At 39.1% G+C, this 19,692-nt stretch carries 15 protein-coding genes and 1 pseudogene; 13 read left to right on the top strand and 3 right to left on the bottom strand.

What is annotated here, in order from left to right; translation table 11 throughout:
• Positions 1 to 101 precede the first annotated feature (101 nt).
• Together JCM14932_RS03880 and JCM14932_RS03875 are read right to left on the bottom strand one after the other, a co-directional pair.
• A complete protein-coding gene (locus tag JCM14932_RS03880) occupies positions 102 to 959 on the bottom strand; it encodes a DUF368 domain-containing protein (RefSeq protein WP_025023719.1) in 858 nt (285 codons plus the stop codon).
• A 72-nt stretch (positions 960 to 1,031) separates the two neighbouring features.
• A complete protein-coding gene (locus JCM14932_RS03875; protein WP_025023718.1) occupies positions 1,032 to 2,948 on the bottom strand; it encodes an ABC-F family ATP-binding cassette domain-containing protein in 1,917 nt (638 codons plus the stop codon).
• Between the two features lie 140 nt (positions 2,949 to 3,088).
• Between JCM14932_RS03875 and JCM14932_RS03870 the strand changes: the two genes are divergently transcribed.
• The 3 genes from JCM14932_RS03870 to JCM14932_RS03860 all read left to right on the top strand — a co-directional run bounded on the left by JCM14932_RS03870 (position 3,089) and on the right by JCM14932_RS03860 (position 6,332).
• Positions 3,089 to 3,748 carry a redox-sensing transcriptional repressor Rex gene (locus tag JCM14932_RS03870; RefSeq protein ID WP_025023717.1) on the top strand — a complete coding sequence of 220 codons (660 nt, stop codon included), beginning with the start codon at positions 3,089 to 3,091 and terminating at the stop codon, positions 3,746 to 3,748.
• 27 nt (positions 3,749 to 3,775) lie between these two features.
• Entirely contained in the window at positions 3,776 to 4,744 is a 969-nt protein-coding gene (manA, locus tag JCM14932_RS03865; protein ID WP_025023716.1) for a mannose-6-phosphate isomerase, class I, read from the top strand.
• 307 nt (positions 4,745 to 5,051) lie between these two features.
• Positions 5,052 to 6,332, top strand: coding sequence for a cation:dicarboxylate symporter family transporter (locus tag JCM14932_RS03860; RefSeq protein ID WP_025023715.1), 1,281 nt, complete (start codon positions 5,052 to 5,054; stop codon positions 6,330 to 6,332).
• A 496-nt stretch (positions 6,333 to 6,828) separates the two neighbouring features.
• Here JCM14932_RS03860 and JCM14932_RS03855 read toward each other — a convergent pair whose 3' ends face one another.
• Positions 6,829 to 7,455: a CPBP family intramembrane glutamic endopeptidase gene (locus JCM14932_RS03855; RefSeq protein WP_025023714.1), complete on the bottom strand. Its 627-nt coding sequence runs from the start codon at positions 7,453 to 7,455 to the stop codon at positions 6,829 to 6,831.
• Positions 7,456 to 7,589: 134 nt separating this feature from the next.
• On the opposite strand from JCM14932_RS03855, the gene groES reads away from it, so the two are divergent.
• From groES to ruvB, 10 genes and pseudogenes are all read left to right on the top strand, one after another.
• Positions 7,590 to 7,877 carry a co-chaperone GroES gene (groES, locus tag JCM14932_RS03850; RefSeq protein ID WP_025023713.1) on the top strand — a complete coding sequence of 96 codons (288 nt, stop codon included), beginning with the start codon at positions 7,590 to 7,592 and terminating at the stop codon, positions 7,875 to 7,877.
• Between the two features lie 53 nt (positions 7,878 to 7,930).
• The gene (gene groL, locus JCM14932_RS03845; RefSeq protein ID WP_025023712.1) at positions 7,931 to 9,565 is read left to right on the top strand and encodes a chaperonin GroEL; all 1,635 of its coding nucleotides are present in this window, start codon (positions 7,931 to 7,933) and stop codon (positions 9,563 to 9,565) included.
• A 256-nt stretch (positions 9,566 to 9,821) separates the two neighbouring features.
• The gene (locus JCM14932_RS03840) at positions 9,822 to 10,631 is read left to right on the top strand and encodes a MerR family transcriptional regulator (protein ID WP_025023711.1); all 810 of its coding nucleotides are present in this window, start codon (positions 9,822 to 9,824) and stop codon (positions 10,629 to 10,631) included.
• Positions 10,632 to 10,705: 74 nt separating this feature from the next.
• The gene (locus tag JCM14932_RS03835; protein WP_025023710.1) at positions 10,706 to 11,383 is read left to right on the top strand and encodes a DUF554 domain-containing protein; all 678 of its coding nucleotides are present in this window, start codon (positions 10,706 to 10,708) and stop codon (positions 11,381 to 11,383) included.
• 110 nt (positions 11,384 to 11,493) lie between these two features.
• Complete coding sequence (locus JCM14932_RS03830; protein WP_025023709.1) at positions 11,494 to 12,471, top strand: ketopantoate reductase family protein; 978 nt, start codon at positions 11,494 to 11,496, stop codon at positions 12,469 to 12,471.
• Positions 12,472 to 12,589: 118 nt separating this feature from the next.
• Entirely contained in the window at positions 12,590 to 13,396 is an 807-nt protein-coding gene (locus JCM14932_RS03825) for a TIGR00282 family metallophosphoesterase (protein WP_025023708.1), read from the top strand.
• Positions 13,397 to 13,424: 28 nt separating this feature from the next.
• Complete coding sequence (gene mutS / locus JCM14932_RS03820; protein ID WP_025023707.1) at positions 13,425 to 16,079, top strand: DNA mismatch repair protein MutS; 2,655 nt, start codon at positions 13,425 to 13,427, stop codon at positions 16,077 to 16,079.
• A 17-nt stretch (positions 16,080 to 16,096) separates the two neighbouring features.
• Positions 16,097 to 18,021: pseudogene (mutL, locus tag JCM14932_RS15870) on the top strand (DNA mismatch repair endonuclease MutL).
• Between the two features lie 2 nt (positions 18,022 to 18,023).
• A complete protein-coding gene (gene ruvA, locus JCM14932_RS03810) occupies positions 18,024 to 18,614 on the top strand; it encodes a Holliday junction branch migration protein RuvA (protein ID WP_025023706.1) in 591 nt (196 codons plus the stop codon).
• A gap of 15 nt (positions 18,615 to 18,629) precedes the next feature.
• Entirely contained in the window at positions 18,630 to 19,649 is a 1,020-nt protein-coding gene (gene ruvB, locus JCM14932_RS03805) for a Holliday junction branch migration DNA helicase RuvB (RefSeq protein ID WP_025023705.1), read from the top strand.
• Positions 19,650 to 19,692 lie beyond the last annotated feature (43 nt).

Here is a 19,692-nt window from a genome sequence, read left to right as displayed (position 1 = left end):
TCGAGCTTTAGTACTCTCGAGAATTTAACAACAAAACCAAAAATACCACTCCAGTCCAAGCACAAAAGTGCAAAGACCAGAGCGGTATTTTTTATCCAAACTTATTTATATTTTTCTTCCAATCCACTCATCCAAAGTCCCAACAGGGTGCCAAGTACGAATGCGATCAAACTTAACGTAATAGTAGTACCAGTAACACCAGCATAAGAGATACTCTCAGCTGAATAGGGGTTAGGTACCAAGATCAGAATTGTACTTGCCAGCACGATTCCTAGAATAAAGTGATAAACACGTGAATGATGATTTTCAATCAAGTATTCCATCCCCTTGGAGAACAGTACCATGGCAACTATTCCACCAATAGTGATAGGCAAGAAGACGCCAACGATATCAAAGTTTTTGAATCCCGTCAGCATGGGTGTATACAATCCGAGTATCAATAACAGATTAGAAGGACTGAGTCCAGGGACCAGAACTCCCAATGCAATCAGTATTCCTGCCACAGTGAATCCTAGAAAGTTAGCGGGGATCGTTCCAAATATTTTACTCATGAAGAATAGGAATAATCCACCGAAGATCAACATGAAGAAGAACCACAATACATCGACTGTATCACGGCGGCTTCTTGAAGTGGAGGCGCGTATCAATGACGGCATAGTACCGATAATCGCTCCAGCAAATCCCCATAGTACGATTACCTGATAGTGTTCTAATAGGAATTCTAATGGCTTAGACAGAAGGCCAATTCCAACTACACCACCAATCCCAACAGGTAAGAAGTACATGAAGTCAGCTTTGAAGTTCTCACGAATATGCGCCATGAAGTGAAGTAAGCGTTCGTAGATACCTAATATGGCAGCCAGAACACCACCGGATACTCCCGGTAAAATAAACCCAAGGGCAATTATGACACCCTTAAAGAGTCGGATGAAAAAATTCTCTTGTCGTTTGTTTTGCATAATTTTTCTCAACTTGTTTTATTTGTAAGCTACAGAATATCAAAATATTTATAGCTAGGCAATTATTAGCGGTTATTCCATGTCCTCGAGTTCCATCGATAATTCAGTCCATTGATCTTCCAAGTCACTTTGTTTGGACTTGTTTTCTTCAAGTTCTTTTTGGAAATCAGCTAATTTAGTGTATGAAGAGAGATTTTCTTCTTTAGCCATTTCAACTTGAATTTCATTGTTGCGTTTATCGATTTCAGCAATTTGATTCTCTAAGTCTTCAACTTGTCTGTGTAATTTACGTGCTTGTTTTTGTTGTTCCTTAGATTGTTGATACTGAACCTTTTTCTCACTTACGTTATGGGTTTCAGCGGTCTCATCAGAAGCTGTATTGTCTTCAGTTGTTTTTTCGAGGTAATAATCATAATCACCAAGATAGATCGTACTACCGCTAGAACCGATATCAACTATTCTGTCCGCAAGTGTATTCAAGAGGTAACGATCGTGAGATACGAAGAGGACGGTTCCAGCAAATGAACTCAGGGCGTCTTCAAGAACTTCCTTACTGTCGATATCCAAATGGTTGGTCGGTTCGTCCATTACCAAGAAGTTATCGTGTTCCATTGATAATTTGGTCAATGTTAATCGAGCTTTTTCACCACCGGATAACCCGGCAACAGGCTTCAAGACATCATCACCACTGAATAAAAATGATCCTAGGGTATTGCGAATGACCTGTTCATCTAGCGTAGGATAGCGATCCCAAATTTCATGAAGAACGTCCTTGTGTCTATCGAGATTGTTCAAGTTCTGATCGTAGTAACCAATTTGAACGTTGGCACCGAATTGATAAGTTCCTTGTAAAATTGGAATCTGTCCCAAAATAGTTTTGAGTAAGGTAGATTTACCGATACCATTTGGGCCAATGATACCAACACGTTCACCTTTTTTGACATCAAGATTGATCGGTTGAGACATGACTTGGTCCTTTTCATAACCGATAGCAGCATCCTTGATCAAGAGGACATCATTACCACTTTCTTTGTCGATCTGGAATGAGAAGTGGACTGAACCTTGATCAGAATCAGGTCGATCCATAACGTCCATTTTTTCGAGTTTTTTACGGCGACTTTGGGCCATCTTAGTTGTTGAAGCACGGACGATATTTTTTTGGATATATTCTTCAGTTTTCTTGATCTCCGCTTGTTGCTCTTCATAATGTTTCCATTCAACATCTTGATTACGCTTTTTCTCTTTCAAGTAAAAAGTATAGTTTCCAGAATAGTGTGATGAGGAATGATGATTGATCTCGACGATTTCTGTAACAACTTTGTCTAAGAAGTACTGATCATGGGAAATAATAACTAGAGCGCCACGATAGTTCTTCAAATAGCCTTCTAGCCATTCGACAGTGTCGATATCCAAATGGTTGGTAGGTTCGTCAAGTAGCAATATGTCATGATGTTCCAGCAGCATTTTGGCCATAGCCAGACGTGATCTCTCACCACCTGATAGAGTAGAGATTTTTTCTTGCCAAACATCTTCGTCGAATCCGAATCCTTTGAGAACACTTCTGATTTCGGATTGGTAACCATAGCCGTTTTCTTGACGGAAGGTATTTTGAAGCTGGTCATATTGTTTGAGGATTTGATCATAGTCATTGACAGTGTTGTCGGCGAGCTTTGATTCAAGTTCATGCATTTGTTTTTCTTGTTTCTTGAGATATTCGAAGACTTTTTCCATCTCGTCGAATATTTTGTTATCGCTGTTCAGTCCAGAGTCCTGAGCTAAATAGCCAATATTTGTGTCTTTTTTGAGCGCAATGTTCCCGCTGTTGTAACTCTCTTGATCAGAAATTATCTTAAGTAGGGTAGATTTACCCACACCATTTCGACCAACGAGTCCGATTCTGCTGTTGTCTTGGACTTCAAAACTTACGTTTGAAAAAAGTTTTTTGGTACCAAAATTCTTAGTTATGCTTTGGGCTTGTAATAAAATCAAGTTAATAAACTCCTTTGTATATTCACAATTTTATCATTAATTCAAATTTTCTGCCTTTTCTAGCCGTAACCTGTTGCGTTTTCATCCGTTTTTAATTAGTATAATAGTTAGTGAAACTACGCACATAACGGTGGGATAATATGACAAAAACAACAGTACCAAACGCAACTATAAAACGTTTACCAATTTATTATAGATACTTCCAATTCTTAAAGGATGAAGGTACCAAGAAAATTTCTTCAGGTGAATTGTCTGAAGGTGTAAAAATCGATAGTGCTACTATCAGACGTGACTTTTCATATCTGGGTGCACTTGGTAAGAGAGGATACGGCTACGATGTTAATGAGCTTGTAGCCTTCTTCAAGAAGCTCCTGAATCAAGATAAGAGAACCAACGTCGCTTTAGTCGGTGTTGGTAATTTGGGTAATGCCTTATTAAATTATAACTTTTCTCGTACGAATAATGTGAGAATTGCCGCAGCTTTTGATATTGATGAATCAATTGTTGGGACAGTTAAGAGTGGCGTTCCCGTTTATCACGTTAATGAATTGAAGGAACAGCTCAATTTGCAACAGATCGATGTCTGCATCTTGACTGTTTCATCTAACGCTGCCCAAACCACAGCGGATTTGTTAGCTGAAGCAGGAGTTAAGGGTATCCTTAACTTTACACCCGTGATTATCAACGTTCCAAGTTCGATTCGTGTGCACTACGTTGACTTGGCCAACGAATTGCAGACATTGATCTTTTTCTTGGATCGCGATAAGTCACTTGAGGAAGAAAAGAACGAAGATCAATAACTATACAAAATACTGGAGGGTAATTGCATGAGTGAACCATTATTTTTGAAACCTGTTTTTCATAAGAAAATCTGGGGTGGACGTAGATTAGAGACAAAATTCGGCTATGATATTCCTGATGGTGATATCGGTGAATGTTGGGCTATCTCTGGCCATCCTCATGGTCATTCAGAAGTGAAAAATGGTGAATTTGCAGGACAAACCGTTGAGGATCTATGGAGTAGTCATGCAGAATTATTCGGCAATCCAAAGGGTAGAGTATTTCCTTTGTTAACTAAGATTTTGGATGCCAACGCTAGTCTATCTGTCCAAGTACACCCGGACAACGACTATGCCTGGAAGCATGAACATGAATTAGGCAAGACAGAATGCTGGTATATTATTGATGCTGAACCAGATTCATATTTGGTTTATGGCCATCACGCAAAGACTAGAGAAGAACTAGACAAGATGATCGAATCAGGTGATTGGGATCATTTGCTTAGAAAAGTTCCGGTTAAACCTGGTGAATTCTACTACGTACCAAGTGGTACAGTTCATGCCTTGAATAAGGGAATAATGGTTCTGGAGACACAACAAAGCTCAGATACAACATATCGTTTGTATGATTATGACCGTGTTGAAAAGAGCACAGGTAAGAAACGTGAGTTACATATTAAACAATCAGAAGATACGATTACAGTACCAAATAAAGATCCAAAGCTAGATATTCAAAGCAAGACTGAAGGTAAGAATAAATTTACAACCTTCGTTAAGCCACCAATATCACCATACTTCTCAGTTTATCGTTGGGAAATCAAAGAACCAGTTACATTGAAACATGACATCGGCAAGTACACATTAGTTTCAGTTATCAGTGGTAATGGAAAAGTTACTGTTGATGGCAAAGACTATGACCTAAAGAAGGGTGATCACTTGATCATGCCAGCTACCGTTGATTCATGGACGATTGATGGTGATTTGGATATTATTGCTTCGGAGTCTGGAGAAGAATAGAGAGTGGAGAAAGCCGGGAGATTCTGAGCACTGCCTAAGATAACGAAGGTGCCAACGCAGTTGGTGCATTTGTTATCTGTAGCAGGCGCAGGAATCTGGCTTTCGCAACTCGTTTCAGAACATCAAACAAAGCACCTCGTTACGACAAAAACAAGTAACGGGGCGCTTTTTATTGTTTAAAGATAAAATTATACATATTAATAAATATTCGAATAAGTTTACTAAAAATTATTAATATTATTCTAATATGATTAAATTTGTAAAAAATCTGCTATAATAAAAACCGACGTTTTAAGGGGGCATTAAATTGCAAAAGCAAAAGTTTTTTCGACTTAGTTTAGGCTGGCAAATTATTATCGGTCTAGTTCTAGGTATAATTTTAGGACAAATTTTCTACCACAATAAGGGTGCAATCACAGTTATGCAGAACATTGGTACAATGTTCATTTCATTAATTCAGATGATTGTTTTGCCTATTGTTATCTCATGTTTGACGGTCGGAATCGCCAATATGGGTGATATTAGAAAACTAGGTCGTATTGGTCTGAAGACTTTGGTCTACTTCGAGGTTATGACGACTTTGGCTATTATTATTGGTATTGTTGTTGCCAACATTACACACCCTGGTTCTTACATTAATATTAACGAACTAAAGGGTTCAAGCATTTCGCAATACACTGCCTCTGCTTCAGCTGCTAAGCATTCAGGTATTTGGTCAGTGTTGATGGGGATTATCCCAACTAATATCTTCGCCGCCATGGGTAAAGGTGATATGTTGCCAGTTATCTTCTTCTCAGTCTTATTCGGATTAGGAACGGCATCACTTGGCAAAGAAGGTAAGATCATTACTGACTTGCTCAATGCCGTTGCGAACGTAATGTTCAAAGTAACAAATTGGGTTATGCGTACGGCTCCTATCGGTGTCTGTGCTTTGATCGGTGTGACGGTCGCTGAAATGGGATTCGACTCGTTGAAGCCTTTGGCACTGTTCATCATTATTGCCTATGCAACTATGGCATTCTTCGTTTTCGTTATTATGTATTTTGTCGGAAGATTGTTCCATGTTGATTTCTTTGAACTATTTAGAATTATTGAAAATGAATTTGTCTTGGCATTCACAACTGCCAGTTCAGAAGCTGCACTACCTAAGATGATGGATAAGATGCAGAAGTACGGAGCAAGCAAGGGTATCGTTTCATTTGTTATTCCAACCGGATATACATTTAACCTTGATGGTTCCGCCATTTATCAATCATTGGCCGCATTATTCTTGGCACAGGCATATCATATTGACTTGTCGATCGGACAACAGATCACATTGATCGTTGTACTGATGTTGACATCAAAAGGTATGGCGGGTGTCCCAGGAGCTTCATTCGTCGTTCTGTTGGCCACTGTTTCAACTATCGGTGTCCCAATGCAAGGATTAACATTTATCGCCGGTATCGACCGTCTAGTCGATATGGGACGTACAGCTGTTAACGTTGTTGGTAATTCACTTGCCACAATTATTATTGCTAAGAGTGAAGATGAGTTTGATGATGATAAGCGGAAGAAGTATGTCGCTAGTTATAAGCGTGGTATGTAAAAAAGAATTACAACTTTATTGAAGTTGTAATTCTTTTTTTGCTTTGATTTTATGTTTTATGTCTACGGTTGAAAATGACGGAGCTTGCAGTGGGAACGACTTCAGCCAAGGAGCGGTCTGAAGTCTTACTTTTAAACTCCGCAGACTATGGATTTCAAAAACATCCTGTGCTGTACGAACGGGAAAATCCTCCGTTCTACATCACTGTCACTGCGGATCTCCGTCACTTTCAACCTCCGACTTATTGTGTGATAAATATTATGGATAGCCACTATTGAAGCTGAAGCTAACGTGTAAGATTTTAAATGTGAATGTATATGATACATAGAGCTGGAGGTGGTGAAAAATTACCAGCCTTAAAAGTGGCGGAACGCCACAGGATGAACTTTGAGATTTGCGAAGCAAAGCTTAAAGTCGAGGTGAGAGACCTTTGCTCGAACCGGTCCAACGGCAGGGAACTTTTTTACCACCGGAAGCGGCATTAGAAGTGCAAACCTTAGTGCATGCTAACCATAACCACCAAAGTATTCATAACCAAATGGCTAGCAGCGCTGACGTAAATATTTTTAGATTTGTAATAAATAAATGAGAACCACAATCCCATTGCGACATAAACCATAAATCTCGTATCTTGATGCATAAAGGCGAAGAATGCGGCTGAAATTGCGGCAGCCCAATAAATATTTGTTGGTTTGATCAAGTTTGCGAAGAATACACGTCGGAAGATTATTTCTTCCATAATTGGCGCACAGATCAAGACGTAAGCAAAATAATACGGATAAGCGTGGACCAGTGTCAGCAGCTGTAATGTATTGGCTGAAGTTGTGCTAGTGTGAAAAATCTGTTGATCAATAAATCCTAATCCCAGTTGAATGATTAAGGCCCCGACACTTCCGACGATGATCCACTGCAATTTATTATTGAAGTCAGTTTTAGTTTCCAATTCATTTGGAGAACTTTTTTGCGTTAGATAAATCATGATACTAGTGGCCAAAATTGCGGCAAAAGTTAGGGTGATAAAATACGCTGAACCAGTTATCTTAACCATTGATAGCAGCGAACCAATGAAGAGTAGTGCTACATATGTAGCAAGAGTTAAAAATTGATTTGTTGAATATTTCATAATTTCTCCTATTTTTTTCTAAAGGTAAATACTTGCATGTTCACAATAAAATGTTAATATAAAACATGTGATTAGCACAACAGAACTTGGAGTGCTAAATTAAAAATAAATATTAATCATCGGAGGCATTCAAATTGTTAAAACCACTTGGAGACAGAGTTATTGTAACAGTCGATAAAGAAGAAGAGAAGACAGTAGGTGGCATTGTTCTTGCTAACAACGCTAAAGAAAAGCCACAAACAGCCGAAGTTGTAGCTGTGGGTGAAGGCTCAATAACAGAAGATGGAAAGACATTACCAATGCACATTAAAGTTGGCGACAAGGTACTTTTTGATAAGTATGCTGGCTCAAATGTTAAGTTTGATGACACTGATTATTTAATCTTACACGAAAAAGACATCATGGCAATCGTTGAAAAATAATAATTTAAAATTGAGAAGTTAAATTACAAAAAATTTTATTGGAGTGTGAAAGCATGGCAAAAGAAATTAAGTTTTCAGAAGATGCACGTTCAAAAATGTTAGATGGTGTCAACAAGTTAGCTGACACAGTTAAAACAACTATCGGACCTAAGGGTAGAAATGTTGTTCTTGAAAAGAATTATGGTTCACCAGAGATCACAAATGATGGTGTTACTATTGCTAAGAGTATTGAATTAGAAGACCACTTCGAAAACATGGGTGCAAAGCTTGTTTCTGAAGTTGCTTCAAAGACAAACGATATCGCCGGTGATGGTACAACTACAGCCACAGTTTTGGCTCAAGCTATCATCAAAGAAGGTATGAAGAACGTTACTGCTGGTGCTAACCCTGTTGGTATCAGAACTGGTATCGAAAAGGCTACAGAAGCTGCAGTTGATCAACTACATAAGATTTCACACAAGGTAGCTGGCAAGTCAGATATCGCTCAAGTTGCTTCAGTTTCATCTGCTAGTGAAGAAACTGGTAGTTTGATCGCTGACGCTATGGAAAAAGTTGGTAACGATGGTGTTATCACAATTGAAGAATCAAAGGGTATCGATACAACATTAGACGTTGTTGAAGGTATGCAATTCGACCGTGGATATATTTCACAATACATGGTTACAGATAACGACAAGATGGAAGCTGACTTAGACAATCCATACATCTTGATCACAGACAAGAAGATTTCAAATATCCAAGATATCTTGCCATTACTACAACAAATCGTTCAACAAGGTAAGTCATTATTGATTGTTGCTGACGATATTGATGGTGAAGCATTACCAACACTTGTATTGAACAAGATTCGTGGAACATTCAACGTTGTTGCTGTTAAGGCTCCTGGCTTCGGTGACCGTCGTAAGGAACAATTACAAGATATCGCTACATTAACTGGTGGTACAGTAATTACTTCAGATCTTGGACTAGAACTAAAAGATACAACAATGGATCAATTAGGTTCAGCCGGTAAGATCACAGTTACAAAGGACAGCACAACAATTGTTGAAGGTGCTGGACAAAAAGAAGCTATTGACGAACGTGTTGAAACAATCAAGAAACAAATTTCTGACACAACATCAGACTTCGACCGTGACAAGTTACAAGAACGTTTAGCTAAGTTATCAGGTGGTGTTGCCGTTGTTAAAGTCGGTGCTGCTACTGAAACAGAACTAAAGGAACGTAAGTACAGAATTGAAGATGCTCTTAACGCTACACGTGCTGCCGTTGAAGAAGGCTACGTAGCTGGTGGTGGTACAGCATTCTTGAACATCATTGACTCAGTTAAGGCCGTTAAGGGTGAAGGCGACGTTCAAACAGGTATCAACATCGTCGTTAGAGCTCTTGAAGAACCCGTACGTCAAATCGCAGAAAACGCTGGTCTTGAAGGTTCAGTTATCGTTGAACACATGAAGAGTCAAAAACCAGAAGTTGGTTACAATGCTGCAACTGACAAATGGGAAAACATGGTTGACGCCGGAATCATCGACCCAACTAAAGTATCACGTTCAGCACTACAAAATGCTGCCAGTGTTGCCGCATTGATCTTGACAACGGAAGCAGTTGTTGCTGACAAACCAGAACCAAAAGATGCTCAACCAGCCGCAGGAGCAAATCCAGCAGCCGGTGGTATGGGCGGAATGATGTAGAGAGTGGAACAAAACGTTTAACTTCCGAGCATTACCTAGGATAGCGAAGGTGCCACGTAGTGACGCATTTGTCTTTCGCAACTCGTTTCAGCACCAAAAGCTCCAAACACCAAGCTCCAAAAACTTAAACAAACTACTATAAAAGTTACTTAGACAATAACTTAAAAACAAAACCAAAATGACTATCCCTACACCAACGTAGAGATAGTCATTTTTTTGGCTATGATAAAATTGAATTCGAAGCGGAGGTAACAATATGAATCAACTATTCACGATCGGTCAGCTATCCAAACTATTCAATGTCAAAATACCAACCTTACGTTATTACGATGAGGCTGGCCTATTAAAGCCAGCCAAGGTTGATTCAGCAACTAATTATCGTTATTATTCCACAGAACAATTCGAGCGGTTGAATGTCATCAAGTATTTTCGTGCTTTGAACTTATCGATCGAGTCAATCAAGGATTTTTTCGATGCTAGAGATATTTCAACTCTAGAAAAGCTTCTCAGGGAACAACAAATAAAAGTCGATCAGCAGATTCAAACACTTCAATCAGTTAACAAGCGGATCAGTACGAGGTTATCGCAAGTAGAGAGTGCTGAAAAGGCCGTTCTTGATCAAGTAGAATTAGTCAGTTTGCCGAAAATCCCGGTAATTTATCTGCGCCAAGATTATCAGTTGAGTGAAGATATTGAACTGCCATTGACGACTATGCGTCAACAATATAAATTAGATAAATCGATCTTTCTAGGGAAAATTGCTTTATCAATGGCTCGAGAAAATTTGATTGATAATAAATATGATCACTATAATGGTATCCTTTTGATCCTCGAAGCAGGGGATGAAGGAGAAGCTACTGCTACTTTACCAGCTGGATCATATTTGAGAGTCAGATTTCATGGTATGCATGACAATGCCGCCAAGTCTTATCAGCAGTTGATTCAATTTTGTGAGGATCATCTGTTGACGATTACGGGAGATGCTGTCGAAACAGCGTTGATTGATTATGGTATTACGAACGATTACGCGAAGTACGTGACAGAAATACGTCTGCCGGTCCGTTAAGTTGAATTGACCCTCTAGTTACTAGAGAGTTTATATTTAAACTATCGATTTTTTTATATGAGGGGAACAGTATTATGATAGGAACATTTTTTAACGTTGCAATGATTTTGGTTGGAAGTGTCATCGGCAGATTTTTGCACAAAGGAATCAAACCGGAGTATCAAAAAATCCTCACACAAGGATTAGGTTTGGCAGCAATGGTGATCGGTATCAACGCCGTAGTACAACATATGTCTGGTAGTAAATATCCAGTTTTGTTTATTGTCAGCTTGGCGGTCGGAGGACTGTTTGGTCAATGGGTAAACTTGCAGTCGCGTTTTGATAATCTGGTTGGTAAGTTCTCAGGTGGTGATCTAGCTGAAGGACTAGCTACTGCCATCCTGTTGTACTGTATTGGTTCATTGTCGATTTTAGGACCGATTGAAGCGGCCCTGAAGCAAGACTATACTTTCTTATTTACTAATGGGATGCTTGATGGAATCACGTCGATTGTTTTAGCATCAACTTTTGGGCTAGGAATAGCTCTGGCTGCCATTGCCGTTTTTGCTTGGCAAGGAAGTATTTATGCAATTGCCTTCTTCTTACAAGGTTCCATTAATACTAGTATGATCAACGAATTGACGATTGTCGGTGGAATTTTAATTTTGGCATCAGGTCTAGGCTTACTAGAAATCAAAAAAATTAGTGTTTTAAATCTTTTGCCATCCCTATTAATTCCAATTATCGTTGTTCCAATATTACAACTATTCTAATTTTATAAATCTATTTAAATAGCTTTTATAACTATTTTATTAAATACTATTGACATTAATTATAAAAAGTCTAATATTGCTTAACAATACAATATTGGAGGCGAAGATTTATGAAATATGGAGTACTAGGTGCTGGAGCTATGGGTTTGAGATTCGGAGTATTATTACAGAAAGCAGGTTTTCCCGTTGATTTTGTGGATATTTGGGATACACAAATTAACAAAGTCAAAGAACAAAATGGCGTTTATGTTTCAAGAGACGGTGAGAACAAACACCTGGTGCCGATTAATATTTTTTCGCCTGAAGACTACACTGGTAATCCTGATGTCTGGATCGTATTCGTGAAGCAGATGCAACTTGAGGATGCTTTGAAGCGCGCCGGTCATCTATTTACTAAGGAGCAATATGTAGTTTCACCGATGAATGGTATGGGTCATATCGAAAAATTAGACCAGTATTTTGATACTGACAAAGTTATCAGTGGTACAGCGATGATTGCAACTGTCTTGAATGGACCTGGGGATGTCGACTTCATGGGACCTGCAGGTTCAGGCAGTATGAAGATCGTTAATCAAAATGAAACACCTGATGAAATGACACATAAAATTGTAGAAGATTTCACCAAGGCTAATCTTAATCCTGATCTAACTACTAACTTTCAAGGGACATTGATGGCCAAAGTTATCTTGAATTCAGTCTGTAACACCTTGTGTACGATGTTTGGTATCAAGATGGGAGAGTTCATCCAAGCTCCAACAACCGAAGCATTGAGCAAGCAACTTATCAACGAAGCGTTCGATGTTTGTGAACGTGCTGGCATCAAGTTGTTGAATACTCGCGAACAGGAATGGCAGGCAATTGTGGCCGCAGCCACTAAAGCAATGCCACTACACTATCCATCAATGTATCAAGACATGTCCAAAGGTCGACCAACTGAGGTTGATTACATCAACGGCTATATCTATGAGTTGGGATTGAAGTATCACTATGAAGCAACGACACATGAGTTTCTACGTAATCTAGTACATCTATCTGAGTTCTCAAGGGACTTTGATCCGGATACTTTACTAGCAACCGTTAAAGAATAAATATAAAACACTTCTGAAAAAATTCAGGAGTGTTTTTGTTTAGTATAAGCACACTAGCTTTTTAATTCTTAACAATATTGATACAATATCATAGGTAAAGATGGGGGAATTATATATAATGAAAATACTTTTCGTTGGAGATGTCGTCGGCAACGTCGGACTAAAAACTGTGGAGACTTATTTGCCTCAGATCAAGCAGAAGGTCAAACCGCAATTGACGATTGTTAATGGTGAAAATGCCAATGGTGGTAAAGGAATCAAAGTTGACGACTACCAAAGAATTCAAGTTGCTGGAGCAGATGTTGTTTCTGGCGGTAATCATATTTGGGACAAGCGAGAGGTATTGGACTTTATAGATGATCCCAAGAAAAATATTTTGCGTCCCTATAATTTTTCAGGCGATAACGTACCGGGACGTGGAGTGATTGAGAAAAAAGTCAATCAAAAGAAAGTTTACATTATCAATATGCAAGGGACAGCTTTAATGCAGCCATTGGATAATCCATTCTTGGCGTTCGACAAATTATTGCCAACCTTGGATAAAGATGCTGTTAAGTTCGTTGACTTCCATGCCGAAACGACGAGTGAAAAGATTGCGACTGCCAAGTATTTGACTGGTCGTGTCTCTGCAGTCGTCGGAACACATACACACGTTCAAACTAATGATGCTCGTGTATTTGATAAGAAGACGGCTTATTTAACTGACGTTGGGATGACCGGATCATATGATGGTATTCTAGGTGTCAAAGACGAACCAATCATTACACGTTTTTTGACTCAACGGCCCACAAAATTCGACGTTGATGAAGATGGTAGAATGCAAATCGGTTTCTGTGTCATTGATATTAATGACCAAACAAATTATGCACGCAGTATCAAAAATTATGTTATAAGTCCTGATAATCAAAGCTTTTTAACTTTCTAAATTAATTTCAAAATGGTGGAGGAAATTCATGCCACAAAAAACTAAAGAGACACCAATGATGCAACAATATCTGGATATGAAAAAGGAAAATCCAGATGCTTTTTTGTTGTATCGTGTTGGTGACTTCTACGAAATGTTCTATGATGATGCAATCAAAGGTTCACAAATACTAGAGCTAACATTGACATCACGAAATAAAAAAGCGGATGAAGATATTCCTATGTGTGGAGTTCCTCACCGTGCTATCCAAGGATACATTGATACCCTTGTGGATAAAGGTTACAAAGTTGCTATCTGTGATCAACTGGAAGATCCTAAGCTCGCTGAAGGAATGGTTAAGCGTGGTATCACGAGAATCGTTACCCCCGGTACGATCATGGATGAATCAGCCAATACCGCAACTGAGAATAACTATATTACAGCTATCAATCGTGATAAGAACCGTTTTGGTTTAGCATATGCTGACTTATCAACTGGTGAAGTCAAAGTTACCTCAGTGGATAATTTTATGGATCTGACTAATGAATTACAGAATCTCAATACCAAAGAAACAGTTGTCGCTGAAGACTTTCCACAGAAGTTTCTTGATCCAATTAAGAAAATAGGTATTCTAGTTTCTACTATTGATAGTCTTGATGAAAACTTCGCCTTCGACTACAGTCATGTGACTGAAGAGTTGCAAGTCGACACTGTTAAGACGTTGATTAGTTATTTGGTTGATACGCAGATGCGTTCATTAGATCACTTGAAGGCTGCCGAGACGTATAAGACGACAGCTTATTTATCAATGGATCATACTGCCCAAAGCAACTTGGAATTGTTCAAAAACTTGCGAACAAATAAAAAGTCAGGAACATTATTGTGGTTGCTAGATGAAACCAAAACAGCCATGGGTGGACGTCTGTTGAAACAATGGTTGGCAAGACCATTATTGAATCAAACAGAATTAGAGAAGCGTCAACATATTGTCCAAGTATTCTTGGACAATTATTTTCAACGTTCATCATTCCAAGATTATTTGACCAAAGTATATGACTTGGAACGTTTGGCAGGTCGTGTAGCGTATGGGACAGTCAACGGTCGTGATTTGATTCAATTGAAGACTTCATTGGAACAAGTTCCAAAGATCAAAGAGATCCTCCTGGATATCGGTGATTATGACTTGGATGCCTATATTGAGCAGATCGATGATGTCAGTGATGTTCGCAAACTGATCGAAGAAGCTATTGTCGATGAACCACCAATTTCAACTACGGGTGGAGGACTTATCAAGGAAGGTTATAATGAACAGCTTGATAAGTACACAGATGCCTCGAAGAATGGTAAGAAGTGGATCGCGGAACTACGTGCTCAAGAGCAAGAAGTTACTGGAATCAGTAATTTGAAGATTGGTTACAACAAGGTTTTCGGTTACTACATTGAAGTTACAAAGTCTAATATTGACAAGGTTCCAGAAGGACGCTATCAAAGAAAACAGACTTTGACGAACGCCGAAAGATATATCACTCCGGAGTTAAAAGAAAAAGAAACTTTGATTCTTGAGGCTGAAGATAAATCTCAAGCATTGGAACATCAATTGTTCGCAGAAGTTAGAAAGGCTGTTAAGGAACAAATCAGACGTCTGCAATCGCTAGCTAATGTTTTGTCACAGTTAGATGTGTTGCAGAGTTTTGCTGTGATCAGCGAAACTTATCATTATGTTGCCCCTAAGTTTGTCGATGGACATGATTTAAAAGTTGTCAACGGACGTCATCCAGTTGTGGAAAAAGTCCTCAGTAATAATAGTTATATTCCAAATAATGTAACTTTCGACAACGAGACTGATATCCTGTTGATAACTGGACCTAATATGTCTGGTAAGAGTACTTATATGCGTCAGATGGCATTAACAGTCATCATGGCTCAGATGGGATGTTTTGTTCCAGCTGAATCTGCTACGATGCCGATTTTTGATCATATCTTTACACGGATCGGTGCAGCTGATGATTTGATCTCTGGTGATAGTACCTTCATGGTTGAAATGCGCGAAGCCAATGATGCCTTGAAGAATGCGACGAAGAACAGTCTGATAATCTTCGATGAAATTGGTCGAGGAACGGCTACTTATGATGGGATGGCGTTAGCGCAAGCTATCATTGAATATATCGACAAGAATGTTCAAGCCATGACGATGTTCTCAACTCACTATCACGAGTTGACTGAACTTGAGAGTCAGTTGCCAGGAGTTAAAAATGTCCACGTTGACGCATCAGAAGAGAACGGAACTTTGGTATTTTTGCACAAGGTTTTACCCGGACCTGCGGATAAGTCATACGGTATTCATGTTGCTAAATTAGCTGGATTACCGGATGAAGTTCTGAGCCGTGCAGATACGATTCTTAGCGGCTTGGAAGATACAGCTCCTAAGGGTATCAAAGTTGAAGATGCCAAACCGGTTGTGGAATCAGAAGTAAAACCACAGCCACAACCACAACCACAACCACAAGCAGATGTTGAAACAGTCAATGAACCAGAGCCAGATTCACAACTTTCACTTTTCCCAGAACTTGATGCCAAGCCAAAGGCTAAGCTAAATAAAGGTGAGAAGAAAGTTGTTGATGAATTACAAAATCAAGATTTGATGAGTGTTACACCAATTGACGCCATCAATCTGTTATATAAATGGCAAAAAGAACTTAAATAAAAAAGAAGGTGGAAAAGTTGGGGTTGATTCATCAATTACCAGTTGAATTGAGTAACCAAATCGCTGCAGGTGAAGTGATTGAACGTCCGGCATCGGTTGTTAAAGAATTAGTCGAAAACTCGATTGATGCACAAGCAACACAGGTGTTGATAACTGTTAAACAATCAGGAATCAAGTCGATTGAGATCAATGATAACGGTGTGGGTATTGCCGCTGATGATGTTGAGATTGCCTTTCAACCTCATACCACCAGCAAGATTTCCACCGATCACGACCTGTTCAATGTTAAGACGTTGGGATTTCGCGGTGAGGCTTTAGCAAGTATTGCTTCAGTTTCACGATTGACGGTCGTGACAAGTACTGATGGCAAGTCGGCTGTCAGAGCTGAATTTGCGGGTAATACCTTGTTGAACAAGGAGACACATGCTCGTTCAATTGGAACAACTATCAAAGTTGAAGATTTGTTCTTCAATACACCAGCACGGCTGAAATATGTGAAGTCACTGCACACAGAGTTGAACAAAATTGTGGATATCGTTGATCGATTAGCGATGGGGCATCCTGAGATTTCCTTCAGATTGATCCATGAAGGTAAAGATATTGTTTGGACTTCTGGTAACAGTAATTTGCAACAGACAATCGCTGGTATTTATGGACGAACGATTGCTAGTCACATGATGGAGTTTGAAAACTCTGATGAGGATTACACGATCAAAGGATATTTTTCGAAGCCTGATACGACGCGTTCAAATCGGTCTTATATTTCATTGATATTGAATGGTCGTTACATTAGAAATTATCAACTGGCTAATGCAGTGATCCGTGGTTATGGTTCGAAGCTAATGGTCGGAAGATTTCCGATCGCAGTAATCGACATTGGCTTAGACCCAAGTCTTGTGGATATCAATGTGCATCCCACTAAGCAAGAGGTTCGATTGACTAATGAAGGCCACATTGCGATCTTATTAGTGAAGGAATCAAAGCTAAGTTATCCACACAAAATTTGATTCCTGATGCAGTGAAGAATTTGAATCGCAAGACAACAACTGATCAAAAACCAAAAGTCAGTTATAAGTCAGAACAAATCAGTTTTGATGATTTGGCTATGATGAATAAAATAAGTGAACCATTACCAACGAAGTTACCTGAAAAAGTTGATAAAGTTGAATCTGAGAGTAATCCACAGGTGGAAAAGTCGACAAAACAATTGTTGGGTACACCGATATTTGAAGATCCTGAACATCTCAAGTCATGGGATGAACGGATGAAACAGGAGAAGCAAGTTAAAGTTATCGCTGATGAAGAAAATTCTGACCGAGAGAATAATACTTCTGATTTTCCAGATTTAAGATATATCGGACAGATTCACGGGACTTATTTGGTGGCTGAGAGTCCAGATGGATTTTATTTAGTTGATCAACATGCGGCCCAAGAGCGTGTTAATTACGAATATTATCGTAAAGAGATCGGCAAAGTCTCGAATGATCAACAAAGATTATTAGTACCAATCGTTCTGGATTATCCTAACTCTGAGAGTATCTTGATTCGTGAGAAGAAGGATATACTTGAGAGCATTGGTTTGTATTTGGAAGACTTCGGCCAGAATAGTTTTGTGGTCAATACTCACCCAACGTGGTTTGTTGCTGGTCAAGAAGAATCGACGATTCGTGAAATGGTCGACTATGTTTTGAATGATTCAAAAATAAGTGTGGCAGCCTTTCGTGAGAAGAATGCCATCATGATGAGTTGCAAACGTGCTATCAAAGCTAATCATCATTTGGATGAAGTTCAGGCTATTTCATTGTTGAAAAACTTGACCAAAGCAGAAAATCCATATAATTGTCCACATGGACGTCCAGTATTGGTAGAATTTAGTAACAAAGATCTTGAGAAGATGTTCAAAAGAATCCAAGATCCTCATGACACCAGAGAAAGTGAATAATTATGTTTGAATACTTAAATGGAGTAATTACTTATATTGATCCAACTTATGTCGTAGTTGACGTAGGTGGCGTGGGCTATAAAGTTCAAGTTGCCAATCCTTATCGCTATCAACAAGATGAAGAAGCTAAGGTTTATGTCGAACAAGTCGTTCGTGACAATGAACAGGCTTTGTATGGATTCTATGACATCAACGAAAAACGAATTTTCTTGCATCTGATCAGTGTGTCAGGAATTGGTCCTAAGAGTGCTTTGGCAATCTTGGCCGGTCAAGACTTAAACGGGTTGATCTCAGCAATTGAAAATAATGATGTTAAGTTCTTAACAAGATTTCCTAAGATCGGTAAGAAGACTGCTCAACAGATCATTCTGGATCTCGGTGGTAAGATGTCAGCTCAAGGTCAGATGGTCTTGGGTGAAGATCCAACACCTCTGAGTTCGGGCAATCAAGAATTAGAAGATGGTATGCTGGCACTAGAATCTCTGGGTTATACTGCCAGAGATATTGCTCGTATCAAGCCAAAATTACAAAAAGAAAACTTAGATTCAGCCGATGCATATTTACGTGCCGGATTAAGATTACTTACTAAATAATAAGGAGGTTAGCCAATGGAAAATGACGATGATCGTTTAACTGATGCAGATGCTTTGGATGAAGCTGAAGATATGGCGGAACAAACCATTCGTCCGAAAACATTTGATCAGTACTTAGGTCAGGAAAAGGCTAAAAAAGAATTAGAAGTTTATATCAAAGCTGCTAAACAACGACAACAGACATTAGATCATGTTTTACTATATGGACCTCCTGGGCTTGGTAAAACAACTTTAGCAATGATTATTGCCAATGAGATGGGCGTGAATATTCATACGACTACTGGTCCATCAATTGAGAAGTCTGGTGACTTAGTTGCTGTTCTCGATGAATTGGAACCGGGGGATGTCTTATTTATTGATGAGATCCATCGTATGCCTCGGGCAATTGAGGAAGTTCTCTATTCGGCAATGGAAGACTTCTATATTGATATTATTGTTGGCCAAGGAACGGAATCGCGTTCACTTCATCATGAATTAGTTCCATATACCTTGATCGGTGCGACGACGACTTCAGGTAAGCTGTCAGCGCCGCTGCGTGATCGATTTGGAATCGACATTCATATGGAGTATTATTCTGAAGAAGAATTGTCTAAGATCGTCTTCAGAACAGCCGGAGTTTTAAAAATAAACGTCGATGAAGAAGGCGCACATGAGATTGCACGCCGTTCTCGTGGGACACCTAGAATTGCCAATAGATTGTTAAAACGTGTCCGTGACTTCGCTCAAGTAGCTGGTAAGGACATGATCGACTATGATATTGCGGAATCAGCCTTGAATCAATTACAAGTTGATGATGCAGGACTAGATCGACTAGATCGTCGAATCTTATCGATGATGATTGAATTGTACAGTGGTGGACCGCTTGGTATTAAGGTCATCGCTGCCAATATTGGTGAAGATCAAGAAACCATTGAATCAGTCTACGAACCATATTTGATGCAAAAAGGATTTTTAAAACGGACAGCCAGAGGCCGTATCGTAACCAAAAAAGGTTATGAACATTTGGGCTATGCATACCCAGAGAAGAAAGAGTGAAACAAAACGGGTAACTTCGTAGTAGACAGAGGAAGTTGTTTTG

This window comes from Companilactobacillus nodensis DSM 19682 = JCM 14932 = NBRC 107160 (assembly GCF_000615905.1).
GTDB classification, from domain to species: domain Bacteria; phylum Bacillota; class Bacilli; order Lactobacillales; family Lactobacillaceae; genus Companilactobacillus; species Companilactobacillus nodensis.
The sequence above is the reverse complement of the archived record's forward strand: the minus strand, read 5'-3'. Positions and strand labels throughout refer to the sequence as shown.

Excerpts from the sequence above, each read along its gene's own strand:
- JCM14932_RS03880 (WP_025023719.1), bottom strand. The coding sequence starts at position 959 with ATGCAAAACAAACGACAAGAGAATTTTTTCATCCGACTCTTTAAGGGT.
- JCM14932_RS03870 (WP_025023717.1), top strand. The coding sequence starts at position 3,089 with ATGACAAAAACAACAGTACCAAACGCAACTATAAAACGTTTACCAATT.
- manA (WP_025023716.1), top strand. The coding sequence starts at position 3,776 with ATGAGTGAACCATTATTTTTGAAACCTGTTTTTCATAAGAAAATCTGG.
- JCM14932_RS03855 (WP_025023714.1), bottom strand. The coding sequence starts at position 7,455 with ATGAAATATTCAACAAATCAATTTTTAACTCTTGCTACATATGTAGCA.
- groL (WP_025023712.1), top strand. The coding sequence starts at position 7,931 with ATGGCAAAAGAAATTAAGTTTTCAGAAGATGCACGTTCAAAAATGTTA.
- JCM14932_RS03840 (WP_025023711.1), top strand. The coding sequence starts at position 9,822 with ATGAATCAACTATTCACGATCGGTCAGCTATCCAAACTATTCAATGTC.
- JCM14932_RS03835 (WP_025023710.1), top strand. The coding sequence starts at position 10,706 with ATGATAGGAACATTTTTTAACGTTGCAATGATTTTGGTTGGAAGTGTC.
- JCM14932_RS03830 (WP_025023709.1), top strand. The coding sequence starts at position 11,494 with ATGAAATATGGAGTACTAGGTGCTGGAGCTATGGGTTTGAGATTCGGA.
- JCM14932_RS03825 (WP_025023708.1), top strand. The coding sequence starts at position 12,590 with ATGAAAATACTTTTCGTTGGAGATGTCGTCGGCAACGTCGGACTAAAA.
- mutS (WP_025023707.1), top strand. The coding sequence starts at position 13,425 with ATGCCACAAAAAACTAAAGAGACACCAATGATGCAACAATATCTGGAT.
- ruvA (WP_025023706.1), top strand. The coding sequence starts at position 18,024 with ATGTTTGAATACTTAAATGGAGTAATTACTTATATTGATCCAACTTAT.
- ruvB (WP_025023705.1), top strand. The coding sequence starts at position 18,630 with ATGGAAAATGACGATGATCGTTTAACTGATGCAGATGCTTTGGATGAA.